The 24,995-nt window shown below is 67.0% G+C and carries 25 protein-coding genes and 2 tRNA genes; 8 read left to right on the top strand and 19 right to left on the bottom strand.

What is annotated here, in order from left to right; genetic code table 11:
• Positions 1 to 44 precede the first annotated feature (44 nt).
• The 12 genes from IBJ82_RS13170 to argS form a co-directional block, all read right to left on the bottom strand.
• Positions 45 to 503, bottom strand: a complete 459-nt coding sequence (locus IBJ82_RS13170; protein ID WP_101464197.1) for a hypothetical protein — start codon at positions 501 to 503, stop codon at positions 45 to 47.
• Positions 504 to 531: 28 nt separating this feature from the next.
• Entirely contained in the window at positions 532 to 1,662 is a 1,131-nt protein-coding gene (locus IBJ82_RS13165) for an MraY family glycosyltransferase (protein ID WP_062984462.1), read from the bottom strand.
• A 13-nt stretch (positions 1,663 to 1,675) separates the two neighbouring features.
• Complete coding sequence (locus IBJ82_RS13160; protein ID WP_056817909.1) at positions 1,676 to 2,341, bottom strand: L-threonylcarbamoyladenylate synthase; 666 nt, start codon at positions 2,339 to 2,341, stop codon at positions 1,676 to 1,678.
• Between the two features lie 243 nt (positions 2,342 to 2,584).
• Entirely contained in the window at positions 2,585 to 3,457 is an 873-nt protein-coding gene (gene prmC, locus IBJ82_RS13155) for a peptide chain release factor N(5)-glutamine methyltransferase (RefSeq protein WP_370585287.1), read from the bottom strand.
• A gap of 22 nt (positions 3,458 to 3,479) precedes the next feature.
• The gene (gene prfA, locus IBJ82_RS13150) at positions 3,480 to 4,550 is read right to left on the bottom strand and encodes a peptide chain release factor 1 (protein WP_194826130.1); all 1,071 of its coding nucleotides are present in this window, start codon (positions 4,548 to 4,550) and stop codon (positions 3,480 to 3,482) included.
• A 96-nt stretch (positions 4,551 to 4,646) separates the two neighbouring features.
• Positions 4,647 to 4,883, bottom strand: coding sequence for a 50S ribosomal protein L31 (gene rpmE / locus IBJ82_RS13145; RefSeq protein ID WP_194826129.1), 237 nt, complete (start codon positions 4,881 to 4,883; stop codon positions 4,647 to 4,649).
• A gap of 327 nt (positions 4,884 to 5,210) precedes the next feature.
• Entirely contained in the window at positions 5,211 to 7,382 is a 2,172-nt protein-coding gene (rho, locus tag IBJ82_RS13140; RefSeq protein ID WP_194826128.1) for a transcription termination factor Rho, read from the bottom strand.
• A 268-nt stretch (positions 7,383 to 7,650) separates the two neighbouring features.
• Positions 7,651 to 8,577: a homoserine kinase gene (gene thrB / locus IBJ82_RS13135; RefSeq protein WP_194826260.1), complete on the bottom strand. Its 927-nt coding sequence runs from the start codon at positions 8,575 to 8,577 to the stop codon at positions 7,651 to 7,653.
• Positions 8,578 to 8,602: 25 nt separating this feature from the next.
• Positions 8,603 to 9,697 (bottom strand): threonine synthase, encoded by a 1,095-nt coding sequence (gene thrC / locus IBJ82_RS13130; protein WP_194826127.1) that lies wholly within the window; start codon positions 9,695 to 9,697, stop codon positions 8,603 to 8,605.
• Positions 9,694 to 11,034 carry a homoserine dehydrogenase gene (locus IBJ82_RS13125; protein WP_056817919.1) on the bottom strand — a complete coding sequence of 447 codons (1,341 nt, stop codon included), beginning with the start codon at positions 11,032 to 11,034 and terminating at the stop codon, positions 9,694 to 9,696. Before IBJ82_RS13125 ends, thrC begins: the two co-directional genes overlap by 4 nt.
• Positions 11,031 to 12,452, bottom strand: a complete 1,422-nt coding sequence (gene lysA / locus IBJ82_RS13120; RefSeq protein WP_194826126.1) for a diaminopimelate decarboxylase — start codon at positions 12,450 to 12,452, stop codon at positions 11,031 to 11,033. Before lysA ends, IBJ82_RS13125 begins: the two co-directional genes overlap by 4 nt.
• Before the next feature lie 34 nt (positions 12,453 to 12,486).
• The gene (gene argS, locus IBJ82_RS13115; RefSeq protein ID WP_194826125.1) at positions 12,487 to 14,148 is read right to left on the bottom strand and encodes an arginine--tRNA ligase; all 1,662 of its coding nucleotides are present in this window, start codon (positions 14,146 to 14,148) and stop codon (positions 12,487 to 12,489) included.
• A gap of 89 nt (positions 14,149 to 14,237) precedes the next feature.
• Between argS and IBJ82_RS13110 the strand changes: the two genes are divergently transcribed.
• From IBJ82_RS13110 to IBJ82_RS13100, 3 genes are all read left to right on the top strand, one after another.
• Positions 14,238 to 15,125: a DUF3105 domain-containing protein gene (locus IBJ82_RS13110; RefSeq protein WP_194826124.1), complete on the top strand. Its 888-nt coding sequence runs from the start codon at positions 14,238 to 14,240 to the stop codon at positions 15,123 to 15,125.
• Complete coding sequence (locus IBJ82_RS13105) at positions 15,125 to 15,850, top strand: DUF305 domain-containing protein (RefSeq protein WP_194826123.1); 726 nt, start codon at positions 15,125 to 15,127, stop codon at positions 15,848 to 15,850. Before IBJ82_RS13110 ends, IBJ82_RS13105 begins: the two co-directional genes overlap by 1 nt.
• A gap of 112 nt (positions 15,851 to 15,962) precedes the next feature.
• Positions 15,963 to 16,035 (top strand) — tRNA-Arg (locus tag IBJ82_RS13100).
• Positions 16,036 to 16,168: 133 nt separating this feature from the next.
• On the opposite strand, the gene IBJ82_RS13095 is transcribed toward IBJ82_RS13100, so the two are convergent.
• The 5 genes from IBJ82_RS13095 to IBJ82_RS13075 all read right to left on the bottom strand — a co-directional run bounded on the left by IBJ82_RS13095 (position 16,169) and on the right by IBJ82_RS13075 (position 19,619).
• Positions 16,169 to 16,792 (bottom strand): NAD(P)-dependent oxidoreductase, encoded by a 624-nt coding sequence (locus IBJ82_RS13095; protein ID WP_194826122.1) that lies wholly within the window; start codon positions 16,790 to 16,792, stop codon positions 16,169 to 16,171.
• The gene (locus tag IBJ82_RS13090) at positions 16,789 to 17,229 is read right to left on the bottom strand and encodes an SgcJ/EcaC family oxidoreductase (protein ID WP_194826121.1); all 441 of its coding nucleotides are present in this window, start codon (positions 17,227 to 17,229) and stop codon (positions 16,789 to 16,791) included. Before IBJ82_RS13090 ends, IBJ82_RS13095 begins: the two co-directional genes overlap by 4 nt.
• Positions 17,230 to 17,241: 12 nt before the next feature.
• The gene (locus tag IBJ82_RS13085; RefSeq protein WP_194826120.1) at positions 17,242 to 17,955 is read right to left on the bottom strand and encodes an SDR family oxidoreductase; all 714 of its coding nucleotides are present in this window, start codon (positions 17,953 to 17,955) and stop codon (positions 17,242 to 17,244) included.
• Positions 17,952 to 18,593 carry an SgcJ/EcaC family oxidoreductase gene (locus IBJ82_RS13080; protein WP_194826119.1) on the bottom strand — a complete coding sequence of 214 codons (642 nt, stop codon included), beginning with the start codon at positions 18,591 to 18,593 and terminating at the stop codon, positions 17,952 to 17,954. Before IBJ82_RS13080 ends, IBJ82_RS13085 begins: the two co-directional genes overlap by 4 nt.
• A gap of 417 nt (positions 18,594 to 19,010) precedes the next feature.
• Complete coding sequence (locus tag IBJ82_RS13075) at positions 19,011 to 19,619, bottom strand: TetR/AcrR family transcriptional regulator (protein WP_194826118.1); 609 nt, start codon at positions 19,617 to 19,619, stop codon at positions 19,011 to 19,013.
• A gap of 73 nt (positions 19,620 to 19,692) precedes the next feature.
• Between IBJ82_RS13075 and IBJ82_RS13070 the strand changes: the two genes are divergently transcribed.
• The gene (locus tag IBJ82_RS13070) at positions 19,693 to 20,325 is read left to right on the top strand and encodes a maleylpyruvate isomerase family mycothiol-dependent enzyme (RefSeq protein WP_194826117.1); all 633 of its coding nucleotides are present in this window, start codon (positions 19,693 to 19,695) and stop codon (positions 20,323 to 20,325) included.
• Here the strand turns inward: IBJ82_RS13070 and IBJ82_RS13065 are convergent.
• Entirely contained in the window at positions 20,261 to 21,292 is a 1,032-nt protein-coding gene (locus tag IBJ82_RS13065; protein ID WP_194826116.1) for an alpha/beta fold hydrolase, read from the bottom strand. The genes IBJ82_RS13070 and IBJ82_RS13065 overlap by 65 nt on opposite strands.
• A gap of 383 nt (positions 21,293 to 21,675) precedes the next feature.
• Here IBJ82_RS13065 and IBJ82_RS13060 point away from each other — a divergent pair, with 383 nt between their 5' ends.
• From IBJ82_RS13060 to IBJ82_RS13045, 4 genes are all read left to right on the top strand, one after another.
• Positions 21,676 to 22,302 carry a hypothetical protein gene (locus IBJ82_RS13060; RefSeq protein WP_228536870.1) on the top strand — a complete coding sequence of 209 codons (627 nt, stop codon included), beginning with the start codon at positions 21,676 to 21,678 and terminating at the stop codon, positions 22,300 to 22,302.
• Between the two features lie 115 nt (positions 22,303 to 22,417).
• Positions 22,418 to 22,489, top strand: a tRNA-Cys gene (locus IBJ82_RS13055).
• 39 nt (positions 22,490 to 22,528) lie between these two features.
• Positions 22,529 to 23,116, top strand: coding sequence for a MarR family winged helix-turn-helix transcriptional regulator (locus tag IBJ82_RS13050; RefSeq protein WP_194826115.1), 588 nt, complete (start codon positions 22,529 to 22,531; stop codon positions 23,114 to 23,116).
• Positions 23,117 to 23,141: 25 nt separating this feature from the next.
• Complete coding sequence (locus IBJ82_RS13045) at positions 23,142 to 24,194, top strand: hypothetical protein (RefSeq protein WP_194826114.1); 1,053 nt, start codon at positions 23,142 to 23,144, stop codon at positions 24,192 to 24,194.
• Here IBJ82_RS13045 and IBJ82_RS13040 read toward each other — a convergent pair.
• The gene (locus IBJ82_RS13040; RefSeq protein WP_194826113.1) at positions 24,191 to 24,985 is read right to left on the bottom strand and encodes an enoyl-CoA hydratase; all 795 of its coding nucleotides are present in this window, start codon (positions 24,983 to 24,985) and stop codon (positions 24,191 to 24,193) included. The genes IBJ82_RS13045 and IBJ82_RS13040 overlap by 4 nt on opposite strands.
• Between the last annotated feature and the right edge of the window lie 10 nt (positions 24,986 to 24,995).

The raw sequence follows: 24,995 nt of genomic DNA, 5'->3' as shown, positions 1-24,995 counted from the left end.
AACACTTTACCAAGCTATCTACGACAGTGTGTAGCTGGGTGGGATTATTCCTGCTCGGAAGCCGTTTCGCTGTCTCCCGCGCGTGTCGTAACGTACGGAACCTTCTGGCTAACAACGCCGTACGTCTCGGCGCCGAGGACGATCAGCAGGGCTCCTACCACCGTAAAGAACAGCGCGGGCCTGCTGTAGAAGTCGAACTGGTTGAGCACGACGATGACCAGCAGCGCCACCAACATCTTGCCGACCCAGCTGACCAGCATCACCGCACCGGCCATGGTCGGCGGCAGCTTCGCGCCCAGCAGCACCGCGACGACCGTGGTGAGGATGAACCCACCACCGATCGCGGCGCCGAGTAGCGCGCCCCACAGACCGGCCATACCGGCCACCGCGGAGGCGATCGCCACGGAGACGACCACGAGTACGCCGAGGCCGATCAGGCCGTAGCGCAGCGCGGCGCGCAGAGGAGCGTCAGGGCCTGGCACGGTTTCGGGTGTAAAGCTCACGGCCCGGACTTTACCTTGCGCGCCGAACTCAGTGCTGCGTCGACTCCGACCTACGCACCGACGGGATCGCGGTCACTACCAGCGCGAACACCAATCCGCCCGCCACCAGCAGAACAACGAGGCGTCTATCCATCAATGAAGTCCCCACCGCGCCGAACGCGAGCACGCCGACCCATAAATAGATCAGCAAGACCACCCGCCGGTGCGAATGTCCGATCTGGAGCAATCGGTGGTGCAGATGCATTTTGTCCGGTGTGGAGAAACTCACCCCCGCGCGCACCCTGCGCACGATCGCCAGCAACAGATCGAGCACCGGAATGAACATCACCGCGCCGACCAGCAACAGCGGTGACAGCAAACCGACAATGTCGCGCGGGCCGTAACCCTGCAGCGGAATTCGGCCGGAGGCGCCGGTGGATACCGCGGCCAGGATCAAACCGATCATCATCGAGCCGGTATCGCCCATGAATATTCGGGCGGGCGAGAAATTGTGCGGCAGAAATCCGAGGCAGGCGCCCGCCAGCGCGGCGGCCAGCAACGCGGGCGGATAGGTGTCGACCGAACCGCCCTGGTCGTAGAGCAAACCGATGGAGAACACGAAAACCGCGGTCGCGCAAATCAAACCGAGGCCGGCGGCCAGGCCGTCCAATCCGTCGACGAAGTTCATCGCATTCACGAGGGTGACGGTGATGCCGACGGTGACCAGACCGCCCTGCAACGCGTCGAGCACGACGGTGGTGTCGTTGAACGGGTTATAGATCACGTACCAGCTCAGGCCCATCACGGCCATCACGCCCGCCGCGGTGATCTGGCCGACGAATTTGGTGAGCGCGTCCAGGCCCCACCGGTCGTCGACGATGCCGACAACCACGATGATCGTCGCGGCGACCAGCACCGCCGGGATGTCCGGGGCGTAGTCGAAACCTCTTCGCAGCGCGGGCAATTGGTGCGCGAACAACACCGCGGCAACGACGCCGACATACATGCCGACACCGCCCATTCGCGGCACCGGCTTCACGTGCACATCGCGCTCACGCGGCACCGCCACCGCGCCGAACGCGATAGCGAGCACCCGGACACCACCGGTGGCCAGAAAGGTCACCGTGGCCGAGACGAGCAGCACGAGCAGTAGCTCGCGCAGGGGAACGACTGAGCTCATCAGCGGCGTGCGATCACCGCTGCGCGGAGCTGATCAGGGCTTCCGGCACCATCCCGAGCACCTCCGCGATATCGGCCACCGACACAGCACCCTCCCGCAACACCCGCGGCTGATCCGCGGTGAGATCCACGATCGTCGAGGCCACGGCGTGCTCGGCCGGACCACCGTCGAGATACACACTCGCCAACGACCCCAACTGCTCACGCGCCTGCGCGGCGGTGGTCGCGGGCGGCTGCCCCGACACATTGGCGCTGGACACGGCCAGCGGCCCGACCTCACGCAACAATTCGAGCGCCACCGGATGCAACGGCATCCGCAACATCACCGTGCCACGGGTATCACCGAGATCCCACGCCAGCGAGGGCGCAGCCTGCACGACAAGACTCAGCGCACCGGGCCAGAACGCGCGAATCAGATCCCGCGCCTGCGGCCGCACCGAGAACACCAGCCCATCGATCGTGTGCCACGACCCGACGAGCACCGGCACCGGCATATCCCGCCCACGCCGCTTGGCGGCCAGCAGATCACTCACCGCGGCGGAATCGAACGCGTCGGCGGCGAGGCCGTAGAGCGTGTCCGTCGGCATGACGACCAATCGCCCGGACTTCAACGCGCTGGTCGCGGCGGTGATGCCCGCCGCCCGCGAATCAGCCTCAGCACAGTCATAGACGGTACTCACAGCGTTTCCGCCTCTCCGCGAATTTTTTGCATTTCCGCCTCCCCGAGACTCTTGACGGCCTTCGGGTGCGGCAAGAGTCTAGCTGCCGGGCCTGCGGCGAGATGTGGGGGGACTTTTGGACGCCCCCGACGGGTTACTCATGTTCTCTCGCGATCAGCCGTCGCGTAAGTAGCTCGGAGTGCGCTCGGAAGCGCTGGGTCGCGAGCGCATCGGTTCGACCTCGCGGATTCCGCCCGATCGGAGTTAGCCGAGGCGGGCGACGACGAAGCGGGGTTTGTCGGCGAGGTCGGTGTGCTCGACGATCTCGGTGAAATCGGCTGTCGCGAGCAGGGCAGCCGCTCCCCCGCCGTTGGTGTCGTCGTGTTCGATGGCGGTGGCGCCGCCGGGGCGCAGGAGGCGGGCGACGGTGGGGATCATCGCCCGGATGACGTCGAGGCCGTCCGGGCCGCCGAACAGAGCTCGGTGGGGGTCGTGGTCGGCTACCTCGGGTTCGAGGATCGCGGCTTCGGGGATGTAGGGCGGGTTGGCGACGACCAGGTCGACGGTGCCCGCCAGCGCGGTGAGCAGGGCCGGGTCGGTGACGTCACCGGCGTACAGGGTGACCGGGGTGTCACCGTCGGCGATGCGGGCGTCGGCGTTGCGGCGGGCCCAGGCGAGGGCCTCGGGGTCGAGTTCGACGGCGTGGACCTCGGCGTCGGGGCGGGCGTGGGCGATGGCAAGGGCCAGCGCGCCCGAGCCCGTGCACAGGTCGACGACGATCGGCGCGTGGTCGTGCGGGAGGGTCGCCAGATAGGCCAGCGCCCACGCGAACAGCAGTTCGGTCTCCGGGCGAGGCACGAAGACGCCAGGGCCGACGGTGAGCTCGATCTCCCCTATCGCCGCCGTTCCGGTCAAGTGCTGCAAGGGAATTCGCGCGGCCCGCTGTTCGATCAGCGCGCGGTACCGGTCGGCGATCTCGGGCTCGACAATCGGGATCAACGCCAGCCGCATACGCTCGGTGCCGAGCACATATGCGGCCAGGTTCTCCGCGTCGGGCAGCGGCGAACCGACACCCGCCTCGGCCAGCCGCGCGGCGGCTTCGACGATCAGCGGTCGCAACCGCAGACGTTCGGTCACTGTGTCAGTCCGCTCATGCCGATCACTCGGCAGCCATGCGCGCGTCGCGGTCTGCTTTGCCGAGCGCGTCGAGCAGCGGGTCGAGATCACCGTCGAGGACCGCGTCGAGATTGTGCGATTTGAACCCGATGCGGTGATCGGCGATCCGGTTCTCCGGGAAGTTGTAGGTGCGGATCCGCTCGGAGCGGTCGACCGTACGGATCTGGCTGGCGCGACCGGCCGCGGCTTCCTGGTCGGCCTGCTCCTCGGCCAGCGCTTGCAGCCGGGCGGCGAGCACCTGCATGGCACGCGCCTTGTTCTGCAACTGGGAGCGTTCGTTCTGGCAGGTCACCACGATGCCGGACGGCAGGTGGGTGATGCGGACGGCGGAGTCGGTGGTGTTGACGCCCTGGCCGCCCTTGCCGGAGGACCGGTAGACGTCGATGCGCAGGTCGGTCTCGTCGATCTGCACCTGCTCGACCTCGTCGGGCTCGGGGTAGATCAGCACGCCCGCGGCAGAAGTATGGATGCGGCCCTGCGATTCGGTCACCGGCACGCGCTGCACCCGGTGCACCCCGCCCTCGAACTTGAATCGCGACCACACCCCGTCGCGCGCGGCGTCCTTGCTCTTGATCGACAGCGTCGCGTCCTTGTAGCCGCCCAGGTCGGAATAGGTGACGTCGAGCGTCTCCACCTTCCACCCGTGCCGCTCGGCGTAGCGGATGTACATGCGGGCCAGATCCGCCGCGAACAGCGCCGATTCCTCGCCACCCTCGCCGGACTTCACCTCGAGCACCACATCATCGCCGTCGTGCGGGTCGCGCGGGGCGAGCAGATCGGCAAGCGCCTGCTCCAATTCCACCAGTTGCGATTCCAGCCCGGGCACCTCCGCGGCGAACGACGCGTCGTCGGAAGCCAGTTCACGGGCGGCTTCGAGATCGTCGCGCACGGTCTCGAGCTTGCGATAGGTACTCATCACCGGCGCCAACTCGGCGAACCGCTTACCAACACGCCGCGCCGCGCCGGTGTCGTTGTGCAACGACGGATCGGCCAGCTGCATCTCGAGGCCCGCGTACTCGGCCAGAATGTCGTCGATGGCGGACGGCTGCGTCACGTGAGTTTCCTTATGGTGTGCGAAAGCGATGACCTCGGGTACAGAAACCACCGACGCCCGGCCTGCGTGAGCAGTACCGGGCGTCGGGGGAGGTAGCTAGGAGGCGTCTTCGGTCTTCTTGGAACCGGGGCGCTTGCCGTAGCGAGCCTCGAAGCGAGCCACGCGGCCGCCGGTGTCGAGGATCTTCTGCTTGCCCGTGTAGAACGGGTGGCACTGCGAGCAGACCTCGACCGAGATCTGGCCGGACTCCTTGGTGGAGCGAGTCTGGAAGGTGTTGCCGCAACCACACACAACGGTGGTGTCGACGTACGTGGGGTGGATTCCTGCCTTCATGGGCGTCCTCTCGATATTGGTCGCCGGGTCGTAGCTCCATGGAGTGGAGTACGTGAACCGGAACCGACTAGGCGGGAGTCTGCGAGAACTCGCAGACACACAGCGGTCCAGTATGCCAGATCAGGCCGCACTCCCTCAGAACACCCCCCACCGCCGGTTTGTTCCCTGTTATATGGCGGCTGGCGCCGCGAGTTCTCGGCCTGTTCCCTCGATCTTCCCTCCCTCCGGGCACTCCTTCGTCGCACCCTCCACTCAGTCCAGATCAAGGCGGCCGAGAACGAACAAGGGCCCCGCCGAAGCGAGGCCCTTGCCAGTAGTTCTAGACGATCACTCGTCGAGAGCGCTCGGTGCGGTCTTGGAGACCGTCATCAAGAACTCGAGGTTGTTCTTCGACTTGCGCAGACGATCCATCAGCAGATCGATCGCCTGGTGCGAGTCGAGACCCGACAGCACGCGCCGCAGCTTGTGCACGACAGCCATCTCGTCGGGCGAGAGCAGCAGCTCGTCGTGGCGGGTGCTCGACGGGTTGATGTCCACCGCGGGGAACACGCGCCGCTCGGCGATCTTGCGGTCGAGCTTGAGCTCGGCGTTGCCGGTGCCCTTGAACTCTTCGAAGATCACCGTGTCGCCGGTGGAACCGGTCTCCACCATCGCCGTGGCGATGATGGTGAGCGAGCCACCGTTCTCGATGTTGCGTGCCGCGCCGAGGAAACGCTTCGGCGGGTACAGCGCGGTCGAGTCGACACCACCGGAGAGGATGCGGCCGGAGGCAGGCGAGGAGTTGTTGTACGCACGACCCAATCGGGTGATCGAATCGAGCAGCACCACAACGTCTTTGCCCATTTCCACCAGACGCTTGGCACGCTCGATGGCGAGCTCGGCGACGGAGGTGTGGTCACCCGGCGGGCGGTCGAAGGTGGAGGCGATGACCTCACCCTTCACCGAACGCTGCATATCGGTGACCTCTTCGGGACGTTCGTCGACCAGGACAACCATGAGGTAGCACTCGGGGTTGTTGATCGAGATCGCGTTGGCGATGTCCTGCATGATCGTGGTCTTACCCGCCTTGGGCGGGGACACGATCAAGGCACGCTGGCCCTTACCGATCGGCATGATCAGGTCGATCACGCGCGTGGTGAGCTTGTTCTGCGCGGTTTCCAGGCGCAGCCGCTCGTTCGGGTACAGCGGGGTGAGCTTCTGGAAATCCGGACGACGACGCGCTGCTTCCAGCTCGCCACCGTTGATGGTGTCCAGGCGAACCAGCGGGTCGAACTTCTGTCGCTGGTTGTTCTGCTCGCCGTCGCGCGGGGCACGCACCGCACCGGTGATCGCGTCACCGCGGCGCAGGCCGTTCTTGCGGACCAGGTTCATCGACACGTACACGTCGTTGGGGCCGGCGAGGTAGCCGGAGGTCCGCACGAACGCGTAGTTGTCGAGGACATCGAGAATGCCTGCAACCGGCTGCAGGACGTCGTCCTCGCGAATGTCGTAATCGCGGGCCTCGGTCTGGCCGCCGCCGACGGGACCACCATCGCGGTCACGACCACGACGACGCTCGCGGAATCGACGACCCCGGCGACCGCGGCCGCCTTCCTCGTCGTCACCACCGCGGTCGTCGCGGGGACCGCGATTACCACCGGTGTTGCCGTTCTGGCTCTGGTTCTGGTTGCGCTCGTTCTGATTACGGTCGCCACCGGTGCGCTCACCACGGTCGTTGCCGCTACGGTCGTTGCCGCCACGGTCGTTGCCGTTGCGCTCGTTGCGCTCGGCACCGTTGCGGTCGCCACGATCGCGTCGGCGTTCGCCCTGGTCGCCACCCTCGGCCTTATCGGCCTGCTTGGTCTCCTCGGCGCGATTCTCGGCGGGGGCGCGGTTCTCGGCGGGGGCATTGTCGCCACCACCGGAACGGGCCTGGTCACGCCCACGGCGCTGCCTGCCACGACCACGCTGACCACCATCGCGACCGGAATCCTCGCCTGCGTCGGCGGGGGCATCGGTCTTGACCTGCTCGGTCGCGGCCGGTTCGGCCGGCGCCTCGACGGTCTTGGCCTCAGTGGCCTTGACCTCGGCGGGAGCCTGCTTCTCGGCGGGCGCGGCCTGCTTCTCGGCGGGCGCGGCCTGCTTCTCGGCCTTGGCGGACTTCTCCACCTTCGCGGGCGCTTCGCTCGTCGCGGGCGCTTCGCTCTTGGCGGGCGCTTCGTTCGCGACAGGCGCGGCGGCCGTCACGGCGGCGGGCTTGTCGCCCTTGGCCGGCGCTCCGGATTGATTTTCCTTGATAGCGGCGATGAGATCGCCCTTACGCATTCCGGAGGTACCTCGGATACCGAGCTCCCCCGCCAGTGCGCGCAACTGCGGCAACAGCATTCCAGTCAGCCCCGATCGTGCGACGTCGGTTTGTTCGCTCATTTTCGAAATCTGTCCGGATTCACTTTCGCGGCTGCCCGAGTTCGTAGGGTTGGAATCCACCCCGGGTGTCGCGAGCAGGTCCGTTTCTGTCACGGAAGTCCTTTCCTTCCCTCGAATGCCGTGTGCTGATTCGAGGGTTCCGTTCCGTAGACCCGGCAACATATGCCGAGCTCGGATTATGCGTCCATGTTCGACGCCTGTGCCGTACTACCCGCCGCGGGAGGACCGGAGGCCTTCGCCACCAGAAGACAGTGGTGAGGGGAGCGATTGCCCTGATGAAGCACCGGCGTCTGATGCGCACGATGTACGGACTTGCTCAGAATAGCTGCCTATTGCGAACAACGGCAAGGCAGGCACGCCGTCAGTCGATCGATACTCCGGCGGCAATGCCGGGCTCGACCACGCGCAAACCGTCCGATTCGGCCTGTTTGCGCAGGTCATCGGGGAATTCTTCGGTGGTCAGCGCGAGAATCGTCGGGCCGGCGCCCGAAACCGTCGCCGCGATTCCCGCAGCGCGCAGCAGCTCGATCCACTTCGTGGTGAGTGGTAGCGCGGGTGCACGCTGGGTCTGGTGCAACCGGTCGGCGGTGGCCGACATCAGCAGATCGGGGCGTTCGGTCAGCGCGACGACGGCCAGCGCCGCCCGGCTGACGTTGAACGCCGCGTCGCCATGGGGCACCTGCTCGGGCAGCAGCCCGCGGGTGTGCGCCGTGGAGGAGCGTTCCTGTGGGATCAGCACCACCGGACGAAGAGCCGACGCCGGGGTGAGCCGCACGGCCCGGTAGGCGCGGGTCTGCGCGGCATCGGTTTCGGTCCACGACACCACGATTGCCCCGAGCACACTGGCAGCGGCATTGTCGGGGTGGCCTTCGAACTCCGAGGCGAGCTGCACCAGCCGGTCGTCGTCCATGCGCAGCGCGGGGTCGAACTTCGCCGCCAGCCCGGCGCCCGCGGCCAGTCCACCGACCACGGCCGACGCGCTGGAACCCAGCCCACGCGAGTGCGGAATCACATTGCGGCACACCACATCGAGACCGTCGGCCCACACACCCAGCGATTCCAGTCCACGCTCGATCGCGCGGACCACCAGATGTGTTGGGCCCCAAGGCACGTCGTCGGCGCCTTCACCCTCGACGCGGATGCCGAGTCCCGATTCGGTGGTGCGCACCACGATTTCGTCGTAGATGCCCAATGCCATTCCGAGACAATCGAATCCGGGACCGAGATTGGCCGTGGAGGCGGGAACGCGCACGGTCACTTCGAGACCGGCGGGCAGCGTCGCTGTCATCAGCGTGGGCTCGGGTGCGGTCAACTCAGGCCAGCTCGAGTTCGCGGGCGATGGCGACCGGGTCGACCGCGATCGGCTTGACCGCCGGCATTCCGGCCAGCGCGTTGTCGGGGTCCTTGAGACCGTTGCCGGTCACGGTGCACACGACGGTCAGGCCCGAATCCAGCCAGCCTTCCTTGCGCGCGGCCAGCAGACCGGCCACGCTCGCGGCCGAGGCGGGCTCGACGAAGACGCCCTCTTTCGCGGCGACGAGGCGGTAGGCGGCCAGGATCTCGTCGTCGGTGGCCGCGCGGAAGGCGCCGCCGGACTGCTCCTTGGCCTCCATCGCACCGTTCCACGACGCCGGGGCGCCGATCCGGATGGCGGTCGCGATGGTCTCCGGGTCCTTTACCGGCGCGCCGTTGACCAGCGGCGCCGCACCGGCGGCCTGCACGCCGAGCATGCGCGGCAGCACCGAGGTGATGCCGTCGGCGTGGTATTCGCGGTATCCACGCCAGTAGGCGGTGATGTTGCCCGCGTTGCCGACCGGCAGCACGTGCACATCGGGCGCCTTGCCGAGCACGTCGCAGATCTCGAACGAGGCGGTCTTCTGGCCTTCGATACGCGCCGGGTTCACCGAGTTCACCAGGCCGACCTGCGGAAACTCCGCGGTCACCTTGCGCGCCAGCTCGAGACAATCGTCGAAGTTGCCCTCGACCTGGATGATCTTGGCGCCGAGCATCACGGCCTGGGCCAGCTTGCCCATCGCGATCTTGCCCTGCGGGATCAGCACCGCGCATTCCATGCCGGCGCGGGTGGCGTACGCCGCGGCCGAGGCCGAGGTGTTACCGGTCGACGCGCACAGCACGGCCTTCTGACCGCGGTACTTGGCGTCGGTCATCGCCATGGTCATGCCGCGGTCCTTGAACGAACCGGTCGGGTTGGCACCTTCGACCTTGAGGTACACCTCGCACCCGGTGAGCGCGGACAGGTGCGGCGCGGGGACCAGCGGGGTACCGCCCTCGAACAGGGTCACCGGCTCCCAGTCGGCCGCACCGGCCAAGCGGTCGCGGTAGGCAGCGATCAGACCGGGCCAGCGCGAGTGCACGCCGGTCTGGGGGGCGATGCCGGTGGAGCTCATTCTTCTGTGCCTTCCAGTCTGAGAACGCTGGTCACAGCGGTGACGGATTCCATGTCCGCCAATACGGCGACAGTATCCGCCAGCGACGACTCCACCGCATGGTGGGTGACGACCACGAGTCGGGCGCCGTCGCCGTGGCCCTGCTGACGCACGGTGGAGATGCTCACCCCGTGCTGGGCGAAGGTGTCGGCGACAGCGGCGAGCACGCCGGGACGATCCTCCACCTGCAGGTTCACGTGATAGCGGGTGGGAGTATCACCGATCGGCGCGATCGGCAGCTCAGCATAAACCGATTCGCCGGGTGCCCGACCACCGTAGAACTTGTTGCGCGCGGCCATCACCAGGTCACCGAGCACGGCCGACGCGGTGGGGGCGCCACCGGCGCCCTGCCCGTAGAACATCAGGCGACCGGCGTTGTCGGCTTCGACGACAACCGCGTTGAACGCGCCGTTGACCGAGGCCAGCGGGTGCTTGCGCGGGATGAGCGCCGGGTAGACGCGCACCGAGACGCGATCCTTGCCGCCCTGTTCCAGCGTCGGCTCGCCCGGACCGGCCGAGACGCGCTCGCAGATGGCGAGCAGCTTCACCGTGCAGCCGACGGCCGACGCGGTCTCGAGGTCTTCGGCGGTGATCTTGGAGATGCCCTCGCGGTAGACGTCCGCCGCGGTCACCCGGGTGTGGAACGCCAGCGAGGCCAGGATCGCGGCCTTGGCGGCGGCGTCGTAGCCCTCGACATCGGCGGTGGGGTCGGCTTCGGCGTAGCCGAGCGCGGTGGCCTCGGCGAGCACATCGTCGTAGGCGGCGCCGGTCTCGTCCATCGCGGAGAGGATGAAGTTGGTGGTGCCGTTGACGATGCCGACGACCTTGTTCACCCGGTCACCCGACAGCGACTGGATCAGCGGGCGGACCACCGGGATCGCACCGGCGACCGCGGCCTCGAAGTACAGGTCGGCGCGGCTGCCTTCAGCAGCGGCGGCGAGTTCACCGGTGTAGTCGGCCAGCAGCGCCTTGTTGGCGGTGACGACGGACTTGCCCGCGTTGAGCGCGTCGCCGATCAGTTTGCGGGCGGGGTCGATACCGCCCATGACCTCGACCACGAGGTCGACATCGTCGCGAGCGACGAGCGCGGCGGCGTCGGTGGTGAGCAACTCGGCGGGCAGGCCGCGGTCCTTACTGATGTCGCGCACCGCGACACCGCGCAGCACGAGCGGTGCTCCGACGCGCGAACGCAGGTCATCGGCGTGATCGCGCAGCACGCGAACCACCTCGGTACCGACAGTGCCCATCCCGAGCACGGCTACGCCGAGCGGACGCCCCGCATCTTTGGTGCCGTTCATTCTTCCACCTCCAGGCTGAGCAGGTCCGCCACCGTTTCCCGGCGCAGAATCAGTCGCGACGCACCGTCACGCACCGCGACCACGGCGGGCCTGGTGAGCAGGTTGTAGCGGCTCGACATCGAATAGCAGTACGCACCGGTCGCGGCCACGGCTACCAGGTCACCGGGGGCCGCGTCGGCGGGCATCCAGGTGTCACGAATGACGATATCGCCACTCTCGCAATGCTTTCCGACCACGCGGGCAACGACCGCATGGGCGTCCGACGAGCGCGAGACCAGACGGCAATCGTAGTCGGCCTGGTACAGCGCGGGGCGGATATTGTCGCTCATCCCGCCGTCCACGCTCACGTAGCGACGGCGCGCGCCACCGTCGAGTTCGACATCCTTGATGGTGCCGACCTCGTACAGGGTGACGGTGCCCGGACCCGCGATGGCGCGGCCCGGCTCCACGGCGATGGTCGGCTCCGGCAGCCCGGCACGGGTGGCCTCGGCGGCGACCAGGGCGCGCAGGTTGGTGGCGAATTCGCCCAGTGGGGGCGGGTTGTCGCTCGGCAGGTAGGAAATACCGAGACCGCCGCCGAGATCCAGGGTCGAGATCTGGGCGGTGCGGTCGATGCCGAACTTGTCGATGGCCTCGCGCAGCAGACCGAGCATGCGGCGCGCGGCGATCTCGAAGCCGTCGAGTTCGAAGATCTGCGAGCCGATGTGGCTGTGCAGACCGACCAGACGCAGGTTGTCGGCCTCGAAGACGCGCGCGAGCGCTTCCATGGCGTCGCCACCGGCGATCGAGAAGCCGAACTTCTGGTCCTCGTGCGCGGTGGAGATGTACTCGTGGGTGTGCGCCTCGACGCCGACGGTCACGCGGACCAGCACGTCCTGCACCACGCCCGCCGCACCGGCGACCGCTTCGAGCCGCTCGATCTCGTACAGCGAGTCGACGACCACGTGCCCGACACCGGCCGCCACGGCCGCTTCGAGCTCGGGCACCGACTTGTTGTTGCCGTGCAGCGCGATGCGCTCGGCCGGGAAACCAGCGTTCAGCGCCACCGCGAGCTCGCCGCCGGAGCACACGTCGAGCGAAAGGCCCTCGTCGCGGATCCAGCGCGCGATCTCGCCACACAGGAACGCCTTGGAGGCGTAGTGCACGCGGGCGTTCGCCCCGAACGCGGCCACCATGTCGCGGCAGCGCGAGCGGAAGTCGTCCTCGTCGATCACGAACAGCGGCGTGCCGTACTGCTCGGCGAGCTGGGTGACGGGCACGCCCGCCAGCCGGACCACACCGTCGTCAGCGCGCGAGGCGTTGCGCGGCCAGACGTTCGCGGGGAGATCGATCATCTCCCTCGGGTCGGTCGGGCGCTCGGCCAGACTCGGGGCGTGCGGGATCTCTGCGTGCCGGGGACCGGCCGGGTGTGCACTCATCTCGGTGCGTCCTTCCTGAAAAGCTTGCCGGTGTTCACATGCGCTCCGGTGCGCTCACGCCGAGCAGGGCCAAACCGTTGGCCAGCACCTGGCGGGTCGCCTTGACCAGTTCGAGCCTGGCCGCGTTGAGCGGAGTGACGGCGTCGTCACCCTTGGGGAGCACGCGCATGTCGTCGTCGGACTGGAACGGGTGGTAGACACCGGCCAGTTCTTCGAGGTAGCGGGCGATGCGGTGGGGTTCGCGGGTATCGGCGGCGGTGGCGACCACGCGCGGGAAGTCGCCGAGGGTGCGGATCAGGTCGCCTTCGCGGCCGGAGGTCATCAGCGCGAAATCCGGTGCCACCGAAGCGAATTCGGGGTACTTCGCGGCGTTGCCGATGATGCTGTTGGTCCGCGAGTGCGCGTACTGCACGTAGTAGACCGGATTCTCGCTGCTCGCCTTGGTCCACAGATCCAGGTCGATGTCGATGCTCGAGTTCACCGAGGACCGCACCAGCGCGTAGCGCGCGGCGTCGACGCCGATCTGCTCGACCAGGTCGTTGAGGGTCACCACGGTGCCCGCGCGCTTGCTCATCTTCACGGCGACGCCGTCGCGCACCAGGTTCACCATCTGGCCGATCAGCACCTCGACGGTGTCGGGGTCGTCACCGAACGCGGCCGCGGCGGCCTTCAGCCGGCCGATGTAGCCGTGGTGGTCGGCGCCGAGCATGTAGATGGCCAGGTCGAAGCCGCGGCCACGCTTGTTCTGGAAGTAGGCGATGTCACCGGCGATGTAGGCGGCGTTGCCGTCGCTCTTGAGGACCACGCGGTCCTTGTCGTCGCCGTATTCGGTGCTGGCGATCCACCACGCACCGTCCTTCTCGTACAGGTTGCCGGAGTTCTTGAGCTGCTCGACGGCCTGTTCGACGGCGCCGGAGGCGAACAGTTCGCTCTCGTTGAAGTACACGTCGAAATCGGTGCCGAACTCGTGCAGATCCGCCCGGATCTGGGCGAACATCTGCTGTACGCCCTCGCTGCGGAACACCTCGTGACGCTCGTCGGCGGGCAGGGTGAGCACCTCGGGATGCGCGGCGACGATGCCCGCGCTGATCTCGGCGATGTACTCGCCCGCGTACCCGTCCTCGGGGGTCGGCTCGCCCAGTGCGGCCGCGACCAGCGACTTCGCGAAACGGTCGATCTGCGCGCCGTGGTCGTTGAAGTAGTACTCGCGCGTCACGTCGGCGCCCTGAGCTGCCAGGATGCGACCCAGCGCGTCACCGACGGCGGCCCAGCGGGTGCCACCGAGGTGCACCGGACCGGTCGGGTTCGCCGAGACGAATTCGAGGTTGATCTTGGTGCCTGCCAGCGCGAACCCGGTGCCGTAGATCTCACCCGCGGCCAGAATCTGGCTCACGATCACGCCCTGCGCCGAAGCGGCGAGGCGAATGTTCAGGAATCCGGGCCCGGCGATCTCGGCCACATCGATACCCTCGGTCGCCGACAGCGCCTCGGCCAGCCAACCGGCCAGCTCGCGAGGGTTGGTTCCGACCCGCTTCGCCACCTGCATCGCCACATTCGTGGCATAGTCGCCGTGTTCGGGGTTGCGCGGGCGCTCCACTGTGACCTGCTCGGGCAGGACCGACGAGTCCAGTCCGCGTTCGACAAGCACCTTCGCCGCGGTGGTACGAAGGAGATCTGCAAGGTCAGCTGGAGTCACGAGTCTCTATCCTATTGGCTGGGCCCCTTGCAACCACTACCGCCCGCCACGAACCCACCGATCCACACGTCGAAAGAGCACAACGAGCGATGCCTAGCAGGACCAGCGCCACATCAGCCAAGGCCGTGCGGGCCGCGGGGAAGTCGTCTCCGTCCCGCAAGACCCGCAAGGGCAACCTTCCGGGCAAGAAACGGGACACGCCATGGGCCCTGCTCGGCGCGGGCCTCGCCATCGTCGCGCTGGTCGGCCTGCTGGCCTACAGCATTGTCCCCAAGTACATGGACCAGGCCGCGATCCGGGAAGCCCAGACCGATCTCAAGGAATGGGTGCCCTCCAAGGAGAACCAGGACCCGTCGGCGAAGATCGATGGCGTCGTGAAATCGGAGTACCCGGCCGGTCTGCACGTGACCGCCAGCCAGCGCGTGGCCTACGACAAGACCCCCGCCTTCGGCGGCCCGCACGACGGCGCCTGGGCGAACTGCACGGGCACGGTGTACGCCAAGCCGATCCGCATGGAGAACGCGGTGCACTCGCTCGAGCACGGTGCGGTCTGGATCGCCTACAACCCCGACAAGGTCGACGCGGCCGGTGTCGAGAAGCTGTCGAACTTCGTCAAGGGCCGTCAGTACTCGCTGATGTCGCCGTACCCGGGCCTGGACTCGGCGGTCTCGCTGCAGTCGTGGGGCCACCAGCTCAAGCTGGACAACGCCGACGACGCGCGGATCAAGCAGTTCATCTCCGCCCTGCGCGAGAACCCCTACGCCTACCCCGAGGTCGGCGCGAGCTGCTCGAACCCGATCTTCGACGCGAACAACCCGCCGCCGTTCGACTCCTCGCCCTACGGTCCGGAAGCGGTGCCGATGGACGGTAAGGGCCTGACCCCCGACGCGACCGAACTCGGCGGCGGCGGCACCGGCTCGGGCATCCCCGGCCTGCCGAACATCCCGATGCCGGGCGGCCTGCCCTCGGGTCAGTAGTGAGCGGGCAGGGAGAGAGCACGGTCGAACCCGACGACACCGCACCCGAGTCGAGCGCGCGGCGCCCGGCCGGGGCGGTGCTCGTCCTCGGCGCGATCGGTCTGCTGCTGTTGGGCGCGGTGGCGGGCGTGCTGTTGCGGATGCCGCTGGAGAAGAACTCCGAACCCGAGCCCAGCGCTGTCGACATCGGTTTCAGCCAGGACATGGCGGCCCATCACGCCCAGGCCGTCGACATGGCAGGCGTGGCGCTGATCGCCTCGACCGACAACGACGTGCGCCGACTCGCCTACGACATCCTGACCACCCAGCAGAACCAGATCGGCCGCATGCAGGCCTGGTTGCAGCTGTGGGGCGAGTCCAACCAGAACGTCGACGGCTACATGGGCTGGATGACCGACGACCACGGCAGCGCGGGCCATCACGGCGGAAGTGCGGCCGAACCCGCGATGTCGGGCCCGATGCAGCAGATGCCCGGCATGGCGAGCCAGGAAGAGATGACCGCGCTGCGCCAGTCCACCGGCCCCGCCCTCGACACGATGTTCCTGCAACTGATGCTGCGCCACCACCAGGGTGGGGTCCCGATGCTCGACTACGCCGCCGAGCACGCCGACACCACCGCGGTCCGCACCCTGGCAGCCACCATGTCGAAAACCCAAGAGGGCGAATCCCAGCTCATGACGAGCATGCTCGCCACCCGCAACGCCACTCCCCTCCCCCTCAACTGACCCCCGCCGCCGGACCGGCCCATCCCCCGGTCCGGCACGGTTTTTGGCGCACCGCACTCGATGCGATACGCTGTCGCTGCCCGATCGCCTCACCGCGACCGGCATCTATCCCGCCCTCGTAGCTCAGGGGATAGAGCGTCTGCCTCCGGAGCAGAAGGCCGCAGGTTCGATTCCTGCCGAGGGCACACACGAAGAAGGCCCCCGACCAGCACTCCAGCTGGCGGGGGCCTTTTTCGTCGGCGCGATCACGGCCATCGGAACCTTGCGCAGGCGCATCGTCGTGCCGCAGGTATGGCGAGCATCGTGGAGCCGGCCAGGTCAGGACGAAATCGCCACCGCGGCGCCGTGGGTCCGCGGGTCGTCGATGGCGTCGAGTAGGTAGCTTGCCAGGTCGGCTCGTGAGGTTCGCGGGCCGGCTTTTGTGTTCGTACCCAGAAGGATTCGCGGCCTACTTGTGGCAGGGCAGTCGGTCAGCCGGGTGGGCCTGATGGCGGTCCAGCGTAATTCGCTGCGTGCGAGCAGCTGTTCCATGCGCGCCATGTCCGTGTACGTGTAGCGCATGATTCGATGCAGTGCACGGGCGAGGAATCGGGTCGCCGGTCCCGCGTCGGACGGAAGGTCCAGCCCGGCGGAAGAGACGACCAGCAGTCGCCCACTGGGCGGCATGGCGGCGATGATCTCGGTGGCGCCGGCCGAGTAGACGGTGGTGGGTCCACGGTCGCGGGCACCGAGTGCGGAGATGACCGCATCGTGCTCGTCGAGCAGACCCACGAGGGATCCGGGCACGGTTGGATCGGCGACTATCACGGTCAATCCCGGTGCAGGCGGGAGGCTTCCGGCCGAACGGACAATCGCGGTGACACGATTGCCGCGGGCCAGGGCCTCGGTGACAACCGCCCGCCCGGTGCGCCCGGTGGCTCCGACCACGGCGATGGTGGTCATCGGTGCGCGCCGGGTCGCGTGGCGGGCTGGAATCTGAAGGAGACCGCCTCCATCAGCGGCTTGCGCTGGGTCTTCTGCACCGCGGCGATGTGCCACTGGCCGTCGGCGTCGCGGATCACGGTGTAGGTCGCGAGTTTGCCGAGCTTCTTCGCATCGCCCTTCGAGGATTCACCTCGCGTGACGACGATGGCAGAATCGTTTCCGTACCTGCGGATTTCGAGAATCTGCACGGTGAGGCGGGTGCCTTTCAGGAAGCTGTCGAACAGCGCCTGGTGCGCCCGGCCGATCTCCACGCCACCGTGGTAGACGGTGCCGACGAAGGTGACATCGGTGGCGTCGGCGGTGAAGCACGCACCGTAGGCGGCGCCGTCGCCACGGTTCCAAGCGTCCTGGCTGCGCTGGACGAGAGCGCGGATGGCGGTGTTGTCGGTGTCCATGATTGTTTCCCTTCAGTGCGCCAGCATGGCCAGTGCGGTCTTGCGAGGTAGCAGCCGCAGCGCGGCGGTGAACAGTCGATTGGTCCGGTTGGTGAGGACTACCGGACCGGCCTTGTCGGACAGGGCTTTCCGGGCACGGTCCACGACCTGCTGCGGCGTCTGGACCAGCCAGGGCGGCACATCGGCGCCGGTTCGGGAGCCGGTGACGCCCGGGCACAGCGCCAGGACATGCACGCCGCAGGATTTCTGTTCGTGCCACAGCGTTTCGGAGAACGTGGTGACGAAGGCCTTCGAGGCGCTGTAGACGCTCATTCCCGGCTTCGGGGTGTAACCGAGCGTGGAGGAGACGTTCACCAGCGCGCTGCCGACCACAGCGTGATCGAGGAACGCGTGGGCCAGGACGACGACCGCCCGGCAGTTGAGATCCATCACAGTGAGCGCGGATTCGAGCGAAAGCTCGGCGAAGTCACCGTGCGTCGCGGTTCCCGCATTGTTTATCAGCAGGCTGTAGCCGCCGCTCCGGAGCAGTGTGGTGGTCGCGCGCAGCCCCTCCGTGGTCGCGAGGTCCGCGACGAGATAGTCGTGCCCCGCACCGAGTTCGGACATCAGGTGGTCCAGGTCGGCAATTCCGCGGGCCACTGCGGTGACCGAATAGCCTTGCTCGGCAAGCGATATCGCGAAGGACCGGCCGATGCCCGCGCTGGCCCCGGTGATGAGCGCCCTCATCGTTCGGCCGCAGGCTTGGTCGCCGGATCGAACAGGTAGGAGATGCGCTCCATGACCCGCTGCCGCTGGGTGTTGTGGAAGCTGGCGATACGCCACTTGCCGTCCGGTTCGTGCACCATCGTGTAGGTCTGTGTCTTGGATAGCTCGGCGGGGCGCTCGTCGTCGTAGCGGTCGCCCCGGCTGGTGACGATCGCGACGTCACCGCCGTAGAAGCGCACGTCCAAGTACGAGTCGGCAAGCTTTGTGCCCTTCAGAAATCCATTGAACAGGGCTCGATGCCCCTCGGTGAGATCCTGACGGCCCGCGTAATGGGTGCCGACAAAGGTGGTGTACGTGGCATTTTCAGTGAAGGTCGCGCCGTAGGCGTCGGCGTCGTTGCGACCCCACGCGGCGGTCATCTCCGACAGCGTGGCGCACACCCCCTGCAGATCGGCAACGGTGCCCCCGTCGGGTGCGACGCCGGTGCACTCGGCGACGCCAGTGTCGCGCACATCCGAGGTCTGACTCAGCCACACGTAACCGCCGCCGGCGGCGACGCCGAGCGCGAGGGTGGTCGCACCCAGTGCTCGCACGATGGTGCGACGGCGATTCCTGGCGGGAGTGGTGGTCGATTCGGCATCGCCGATAGTCGCGTTCATGGAGGAACCTCTCTCGTAATCTTACCTGCTCGTAAGATTTTAATGCCTAGAAGCAGTATCTTTGTTAAAGAAGAGATTATGAGAAGGGTGAGCCGTTGTCAACAGGCGAACGCGAAACCGATGTCGGCCTGTTCTTCCGCCGGTACCCGAGTGCCGTTGTGCCGCATACTCGAGCGAGCGCGAAGCAGTCGGACTGGGGCTACCGACCTTTACGCGCTGAATATCCTGAGCCTCAACAGGGCGATGACCCCGGGCGAGCTCGGCACACGGACGGGCCTGACCACCGGGCGGTGGCCGGACATACCGCATCGAATGAGGAAGACGGGGTCGCGGTCGTCGTCGAGCGGCTCTTCGAGCGCCTGTAATCGGACCCTGGCCGACGCTCGGAGTCGCGCAAGATCCCGCTTTTCGACGGAATTACGGTGACAGGGCCAGTCCGACGGCCGTGCGCATGGCCACACGGCCGCGTTCGGCAGCGGATGAGTCCCCGAGTAGCTGAATTTCCTGGTTGACCGCCATGGAGATGCCGATGAGCACGGTGGCGACCTGTTCGGGGTCAGGCCGTGTGCCAGACGACTCCTCTTGTGCCGCAGCAACTTCAGCGGTGAGGAATGTGCGCCAGTCGGCAACGATGTCCCGCAGTCGGTCCCGCAGCACGCCAGGGCGCCCATCCAGTTCGGTCGACGCCGCGGTGACGAAACATCCGCCGGGAAAAGGACATTCGGCGAGGTACTCGATCCAAGCGTCGATCAGCAGACCCAGGCGCACCACGCCCGGAGGCGTCTGCGCCAGTGGGGCGAGAACCGCGGCCCGAAAGACTCGACCAGCCTGTTCGAGCGCTGCGTTCTGCAGGTTCTCGCGAGATCCGAAGGGCCCGATGACCCCCGCCTTACTCATTGCGAGCCCGTCGGCCAGTGCACCGATCGTGAGTCCTTCCAAGCCGAGACGCGAGGCCTCCTCGACCGCGGCCCGCACGATCCGATCTCGGGTGCGCGCCGCTTCGGCGACCGAATTACGCGGTGACATCACCCGAGTATAGCGTCCGTTCGTTCGCTATAGTTTTAGCGAACGAACGGACGCTATAGAAGGAGCTAGCTGGATGAGCGATCTACTACGACTGGATGCCATGGCTTTGGCGCTGATCGCACACGATGTGACAACGGTTTCCGATGCCGAGTTGGACGCCCCGACTCCGTGCGACGGATGGACGGTCATGGACCTGATCGATCACATGAACGAGCGTCACGAGGACGTCATCACGTCCGTGCTCGCCCCGATCGACCACGGCGCCGACGATCCTCGTCACGGATTCCCGCACACAGCCGCACGATGGGTAGTCGCGATGGAACAAACCGGCGCGACCGTCGACCTGCCCGAGCGCGGCCCGCTCGCCACAGACACGGTGTTGTCGATTCATTTCGTCGACATGCTCGTGCACCGCTGGGACCTGTCCCGCGCGCTCTCGCGCCCCTGCCCGGTCCCTGATCGACTCCTCGATGCCGCCTTGCCGATCGCCCAAGCGATCACCGCACCCGGGAGCGCATTCAACGGCCCGGGCGGCTCCTACCGACCACGGGTCGAAATCGATCGAACATTGCCCGTAATGGACACTATCGCAGCACTTTTGGGTCGAAACCCGCTGGAGGCCGTGAGACTGCCGCCGGTGTCTAGCCGACAGCCTCCTTCGGGCGGTGGTAGGCGGCCTCGACCAATCGCGTCAGTTCCGCGTTGAATTCCGGCTGGGCTTCGATGTTACTGAGATGACCGGTCGGCAGAACTTCCATTCGTACGAAACTGCCTGTCTCACGCAGCATTTCCGAAATTCGATCGGAATGGGCGACCGGAATCACGTCATCGAAGGAGCTTGCGACGATCGAGGTGGGCACCACCAGTTTTCGCGCGGATTCGCCCAGATCCATGTCGGCGGCCAGCAACCCGAAGCGAGCCCGGACCAGCGCCGGACAGGATCGGACGATGTTCATGCCGAAGTCGAGCAGGTCACCCTTGGCGGCGGTGCTCATGATCTGCCGGGCGAACAGCCATTCCACCGGGGCGATCGGCGGGAAGACGATCGGGAAACCGATGCCGACGCGGCCCACCAGGAACGGCAGCGGCACTTTGAGTTTCAGCAGCCGGGACGGCCGGTTGAACAGCGGCACCACGGTGGTCTCGAAGATCAGGTGCGCGGCCGCGGTATTGGCGAGCAGCACCGAATGCGCTCGTGCCGCAACCTGTTCCGGATAGCGACCTGCCCAGGCTTGCAGAGTCATACCGCCCATGCTGTGGCCGACCAGGACCGCGCGTTGCCCGGCGTCCAGGGTCGCGTCGAGCACATCGGCGAGGTCGTCGGCGAGCAAGTCCATGCTGAGCTTGCTCGGGCCGAACTCGCTTCCACCGTGACCACGCTGGTCATAGGCAATGACGCGGTACTCACCGGCGAACGCGTTGATCTGGGCATTCCAGTATTCGATGGCGCAGGTCCAGCCGTGCACCAACACAATGGCCGGCGCGTTCTCGGGGCCGTAGGAGTGCACGCGCAGCCGGGTTCCGTCCCTGGTGGTCACCGGGACGACCCGGCGGGCGACGGTAGGCGGATTGAACGCGGCGGTCGTGTAGGAACGGGACCGCAAGTTCGCGCGGTGAGCGTCGAACAGAGCACTGGATATGCCCGTCCACGCCGTCGCCAGCAAGGCAAGCATCGGACAACTCCTTTGTTGTTACTGATCGAGACAGTAGGGCCAAGGAGGTGCCCACCTGCTGGTGCTGACTGTGAATAGGTACAGACCACAGCGAAGGCAGCGAGTAGCCGTGATCGATCCAGCGCCGACAGCCGGGCGCGCACGGAATGACAAAGTGTGGTTTCGCGCGGCGTGGCGGAGAATCGGCGAAATTTGGCCGGACCGGATCGGCGGGTTACCGTACGCCGAAAGCTTGGTGTACCCGCACGAACAGGGCGAGGCTGCTTCGGAGCAGAAGGCCGCAGTTTCGATTCCCGCCGAGGACACAGTTCATTTTGGTTTGATCTCGCACGGTTCCATACGTTTTGGGGGCCAACGTCCCCGATGACATCAGGAGCGTTGCCATGACGAATCCGCCCGAGGGACAGCAGCCTCCCTTCGGTCAGCAGCCGCCGGTCGAGCCGGGGATGCCATCCGGGCCGCCGGGGTATCCGCACGCAGGGTTCGGGGCGGGTGGGCCGCCGGGGCCCGAATATCCGGATGGACCCGACGTTTTCATACCGCCGCCCGCGCCGAAGAAGAAGCGGACCGGGTTGTTCGTCGCGCTCGGTGTTGTCGCGCTGGTGGTGATAGGCGCGCTGGTGACGGGCGTGGTGCTCACGTTGCAGGGTCGTACGCCGTTGTCGTCGGACGAGAAGCAGATCGATGTCGCGGTGCGCGACTTCTACGACACGCTCGACTCCGACGGTTTCATCGCCGCCGCGCAGCTGGCCTGCCAGGCCGATCGCACGGAGATCGACAATCTCACCACCGAGCAGCGCGCACAGTTCGAGCGGGCGACGGTGCAGGTGACGATCGATGACGTCAAAGACATCGTCATCACCGGCGACGATGCGAAGGCGACGGTGACCGGCCAGCTGACGCTGTCGGTGGAGGGCGAGGAGCCCGATACCGAGTCCAGCACCGAGGAGCACCTCACCAAGGAAGACGGCACCTGGAAGATCTGCTCGGCACCGGCCAACAAACACTGATCGAACACCACCTCGGCGACCCCGCGCATCCTCGGCCTCGACACCGGGACCATTGCGATCACACTGATCCCAACCCTGGCCGTGCACATCGGTGCACGGCAGTATCAATGGCGAGGCGGGCGTGGCTGAGTGGTTGAGGCAACGGTCTGCAAAGCCGTTAACGCGGGTTCAATTCCCGCCGCTCGCTCTGTGGGGAAAGCGGCTGGGTCGTGGAATGATCGGATTCATGTCACGGCCCAGACCGCTCTCCCATGACCCCATCGCCGAGGCGTACCGGCAGTGGGTGGCCCACGGCTGGGAGTCGGTCGCCGACGGAATGGCCCTGGTGACCTCGCTGGTCCGGGCGCAGCAGATCGTGATGGCGCGCGTCGACGAGGCCCTCAAACCTTCCGGCCTGACGTTCTCCCGCTACGAACTCCTGCAACTGCTCAGTTTCAGCCGCACCGGCGCGCTGCCGATGGCCAAGGCGAGTGCGCGTCTGCAGGTACACCCGACGAGCGTGACCAATACCGTCGATCGGCTCGAAGCCGCCGGGCTGGTTGTTCGGGTCCCGCACCCCAGCGATCGCCGGGCAACTCTCATCGAAATCACCGATGCGGGAAGGAAATCCGTGTCCGAGGCCACGGAGGCGCTCAACGCCGAGGTGTTCGCCGAACCCGGTCTGCCTGCCGAACAGGGTCGTGACCTGATCGGGCTGCTGGCACAGTTCCGACACGCCGCGGGCGATTTCGACATCGACGACCCGGAAAACCTCGCATTCCACGCGACCTGGCAACCAACGGGGGAATCTTCGGCCGATCCCCTTGGCAGCTAGCGCGAAAAGGTCCAAGCTGTAGCCCATGGTGCTGATCCTGGGGGTATCGGCGGGCGCGGGTGGAGCCCGTGCCGTGCTGACCCATTCCGATCAGCCCCACATGCCGCCCATCGACCGGATCCACGTGCCACGCCGGGCAGGGGGCTCGGTAGAGGAATCGGTGCTCACCGCGATCCACCGCATGCGCGCGGCGGCGGCGGAACGCGACGAGTACATCTCCGGCACGGCTGTCACCTGCCGCAGCGAGCTACAGGCCGACGCGATCAGAGCGGCCGCGGGCCAGGCCGACTTCGCGATCGTCGACGAACCGCTCGCCCAACTGCGCTATCTGCGTTTCACCGGCCTACTGCCCGCCGCCGACTCGGTCATGCTCTACGACCTGGGCAGTTCCGGTTTGACCATCACCCACGCCGATTGCCGCACCGAAACCATCATCGCGGGCAAACGCAGCACCGTCCTCAGCGGCAACGGCTACGACGCACTGTTGCGCTGGCAACTCGCGCGCAGTGGCATCTCGGCCGACGCGCATGCCAGCCGCGAACACCGAGAATCGTTGAGCCGCACCAGGATTGTCACCGCCGCCGATGCCGACACCGGCGGCCGCACGGTACTGACCCGCAGCGACCTGGCCGCGTTATGCGAAGCGGGACTGCATCATTCGGCCTCGTTCGTGCGCTTGCTGATCGAGGAGACGGGGGTGCAGCCGGGAGCGCTGGCGCTGTTGGGTGGCTGCACCCGCAACCCGAGTCTGCGCGCGGATCTGGGCCGGCTGATCGGTCTGCCGATCGTGTATGACCCTGAGCCGGAATATGTTTCGGCTCGAGGTGCGGTGCTGCTGTGTGCCCGCCGTCCCTCGGCGCGGTTACGCATGCCGCGACGAGGTGCGGGCATCATCGGCGTCGCGCCGCGCGCGAGCCGCCGAAAACTTCTCGCCGCGGTCGCGGTGACGGCCACCCTCGGTGGCACCGTCGTCGGCCTGCTCAGCAACGAAAACACCTCGGCGCGGTCCCCTGAGGAGGGCACCGCGCCGACTACCGCGCACTTCATCGACGGTGCGCCGCGCTGGAAACCGAACTAGCGGTTGCTGAAGTTCGGCGGCCGCTTCTCGACGAAGGCGGCCATGCCTTCCTTCTGATCCTCGGTCGCGAACAGCGAATGGAACACTCGACGTTCGAACAGCAGCCCCTCGGCGAGAGTGGTCTCGAACGAGCGGTTCACCGCCTCCTTGGCGATCATCGCGACCGGCAGCGACATCGACGCGATGGTCTGCGCGGCCTCGAGCGCGACGTCGAGCAGTTCGTCGGCCGGCACCACCCGCGAGACGAGCCCGGAACGCTCGGCTTCCTCGGCGCCGATCATCCGGCCGGTCAGGATCAGATCCATCGCCTTGGCCTTGCCGATCGCGCGGGTGAGACGCTGCGAGCCGCCGATGCCGGGGATGACGCCGAGCGTGATCTCGGGCTGACCGAACTTGGCGTTGTCGGCGGCGATCAGGATGTCGCACAGCATCGCCAGCTCACAGCCGCCGCCGAGCGCGTAGCCCGAGACGGCGGCGATGGTGGGCTTGCGGAAGTTGGCCAGCCGGTCCCAGCGGGCGAAGTAGTCGGCCAGGAACATGTCCATGTACGACTTGGGCGCCATCTCCTTGATGTCGGCGCCCGCCGCGAAGGCTTTCGCCGAGCCGGTGATCACGACGGCGCCGATGGAATCGTCGCCGTCGAGTTCGTCGAGCGCGGCGATGACGTCGTCGAGCACCTGGGCGTTGAGGGCATTGAGCGCCTTGGGCCGGTTCAGGGTGATCCAGCCGACCCCGCCCTTCCCCTCGGTGCCGCCCTTGCGCTCCAGCAGAATCGTCTCGAATTCGGTCACGGCCACCCTC

This window comes from Nocardia sp. XZ_19_231, from assembly GCF_015355705.1.
Classification (GTDB): Bacteria; Actinomycetota; Actinomycetes; order Mycobacteriales; family Mycobacteriaceae; genus Nocardia; species Nocardia salmonicida.
The sequence above is the reverse complement of the archived record's forward strand: the minus strand, read 5'-3'. Positions and strand labels throughout refer to the sequence as shown.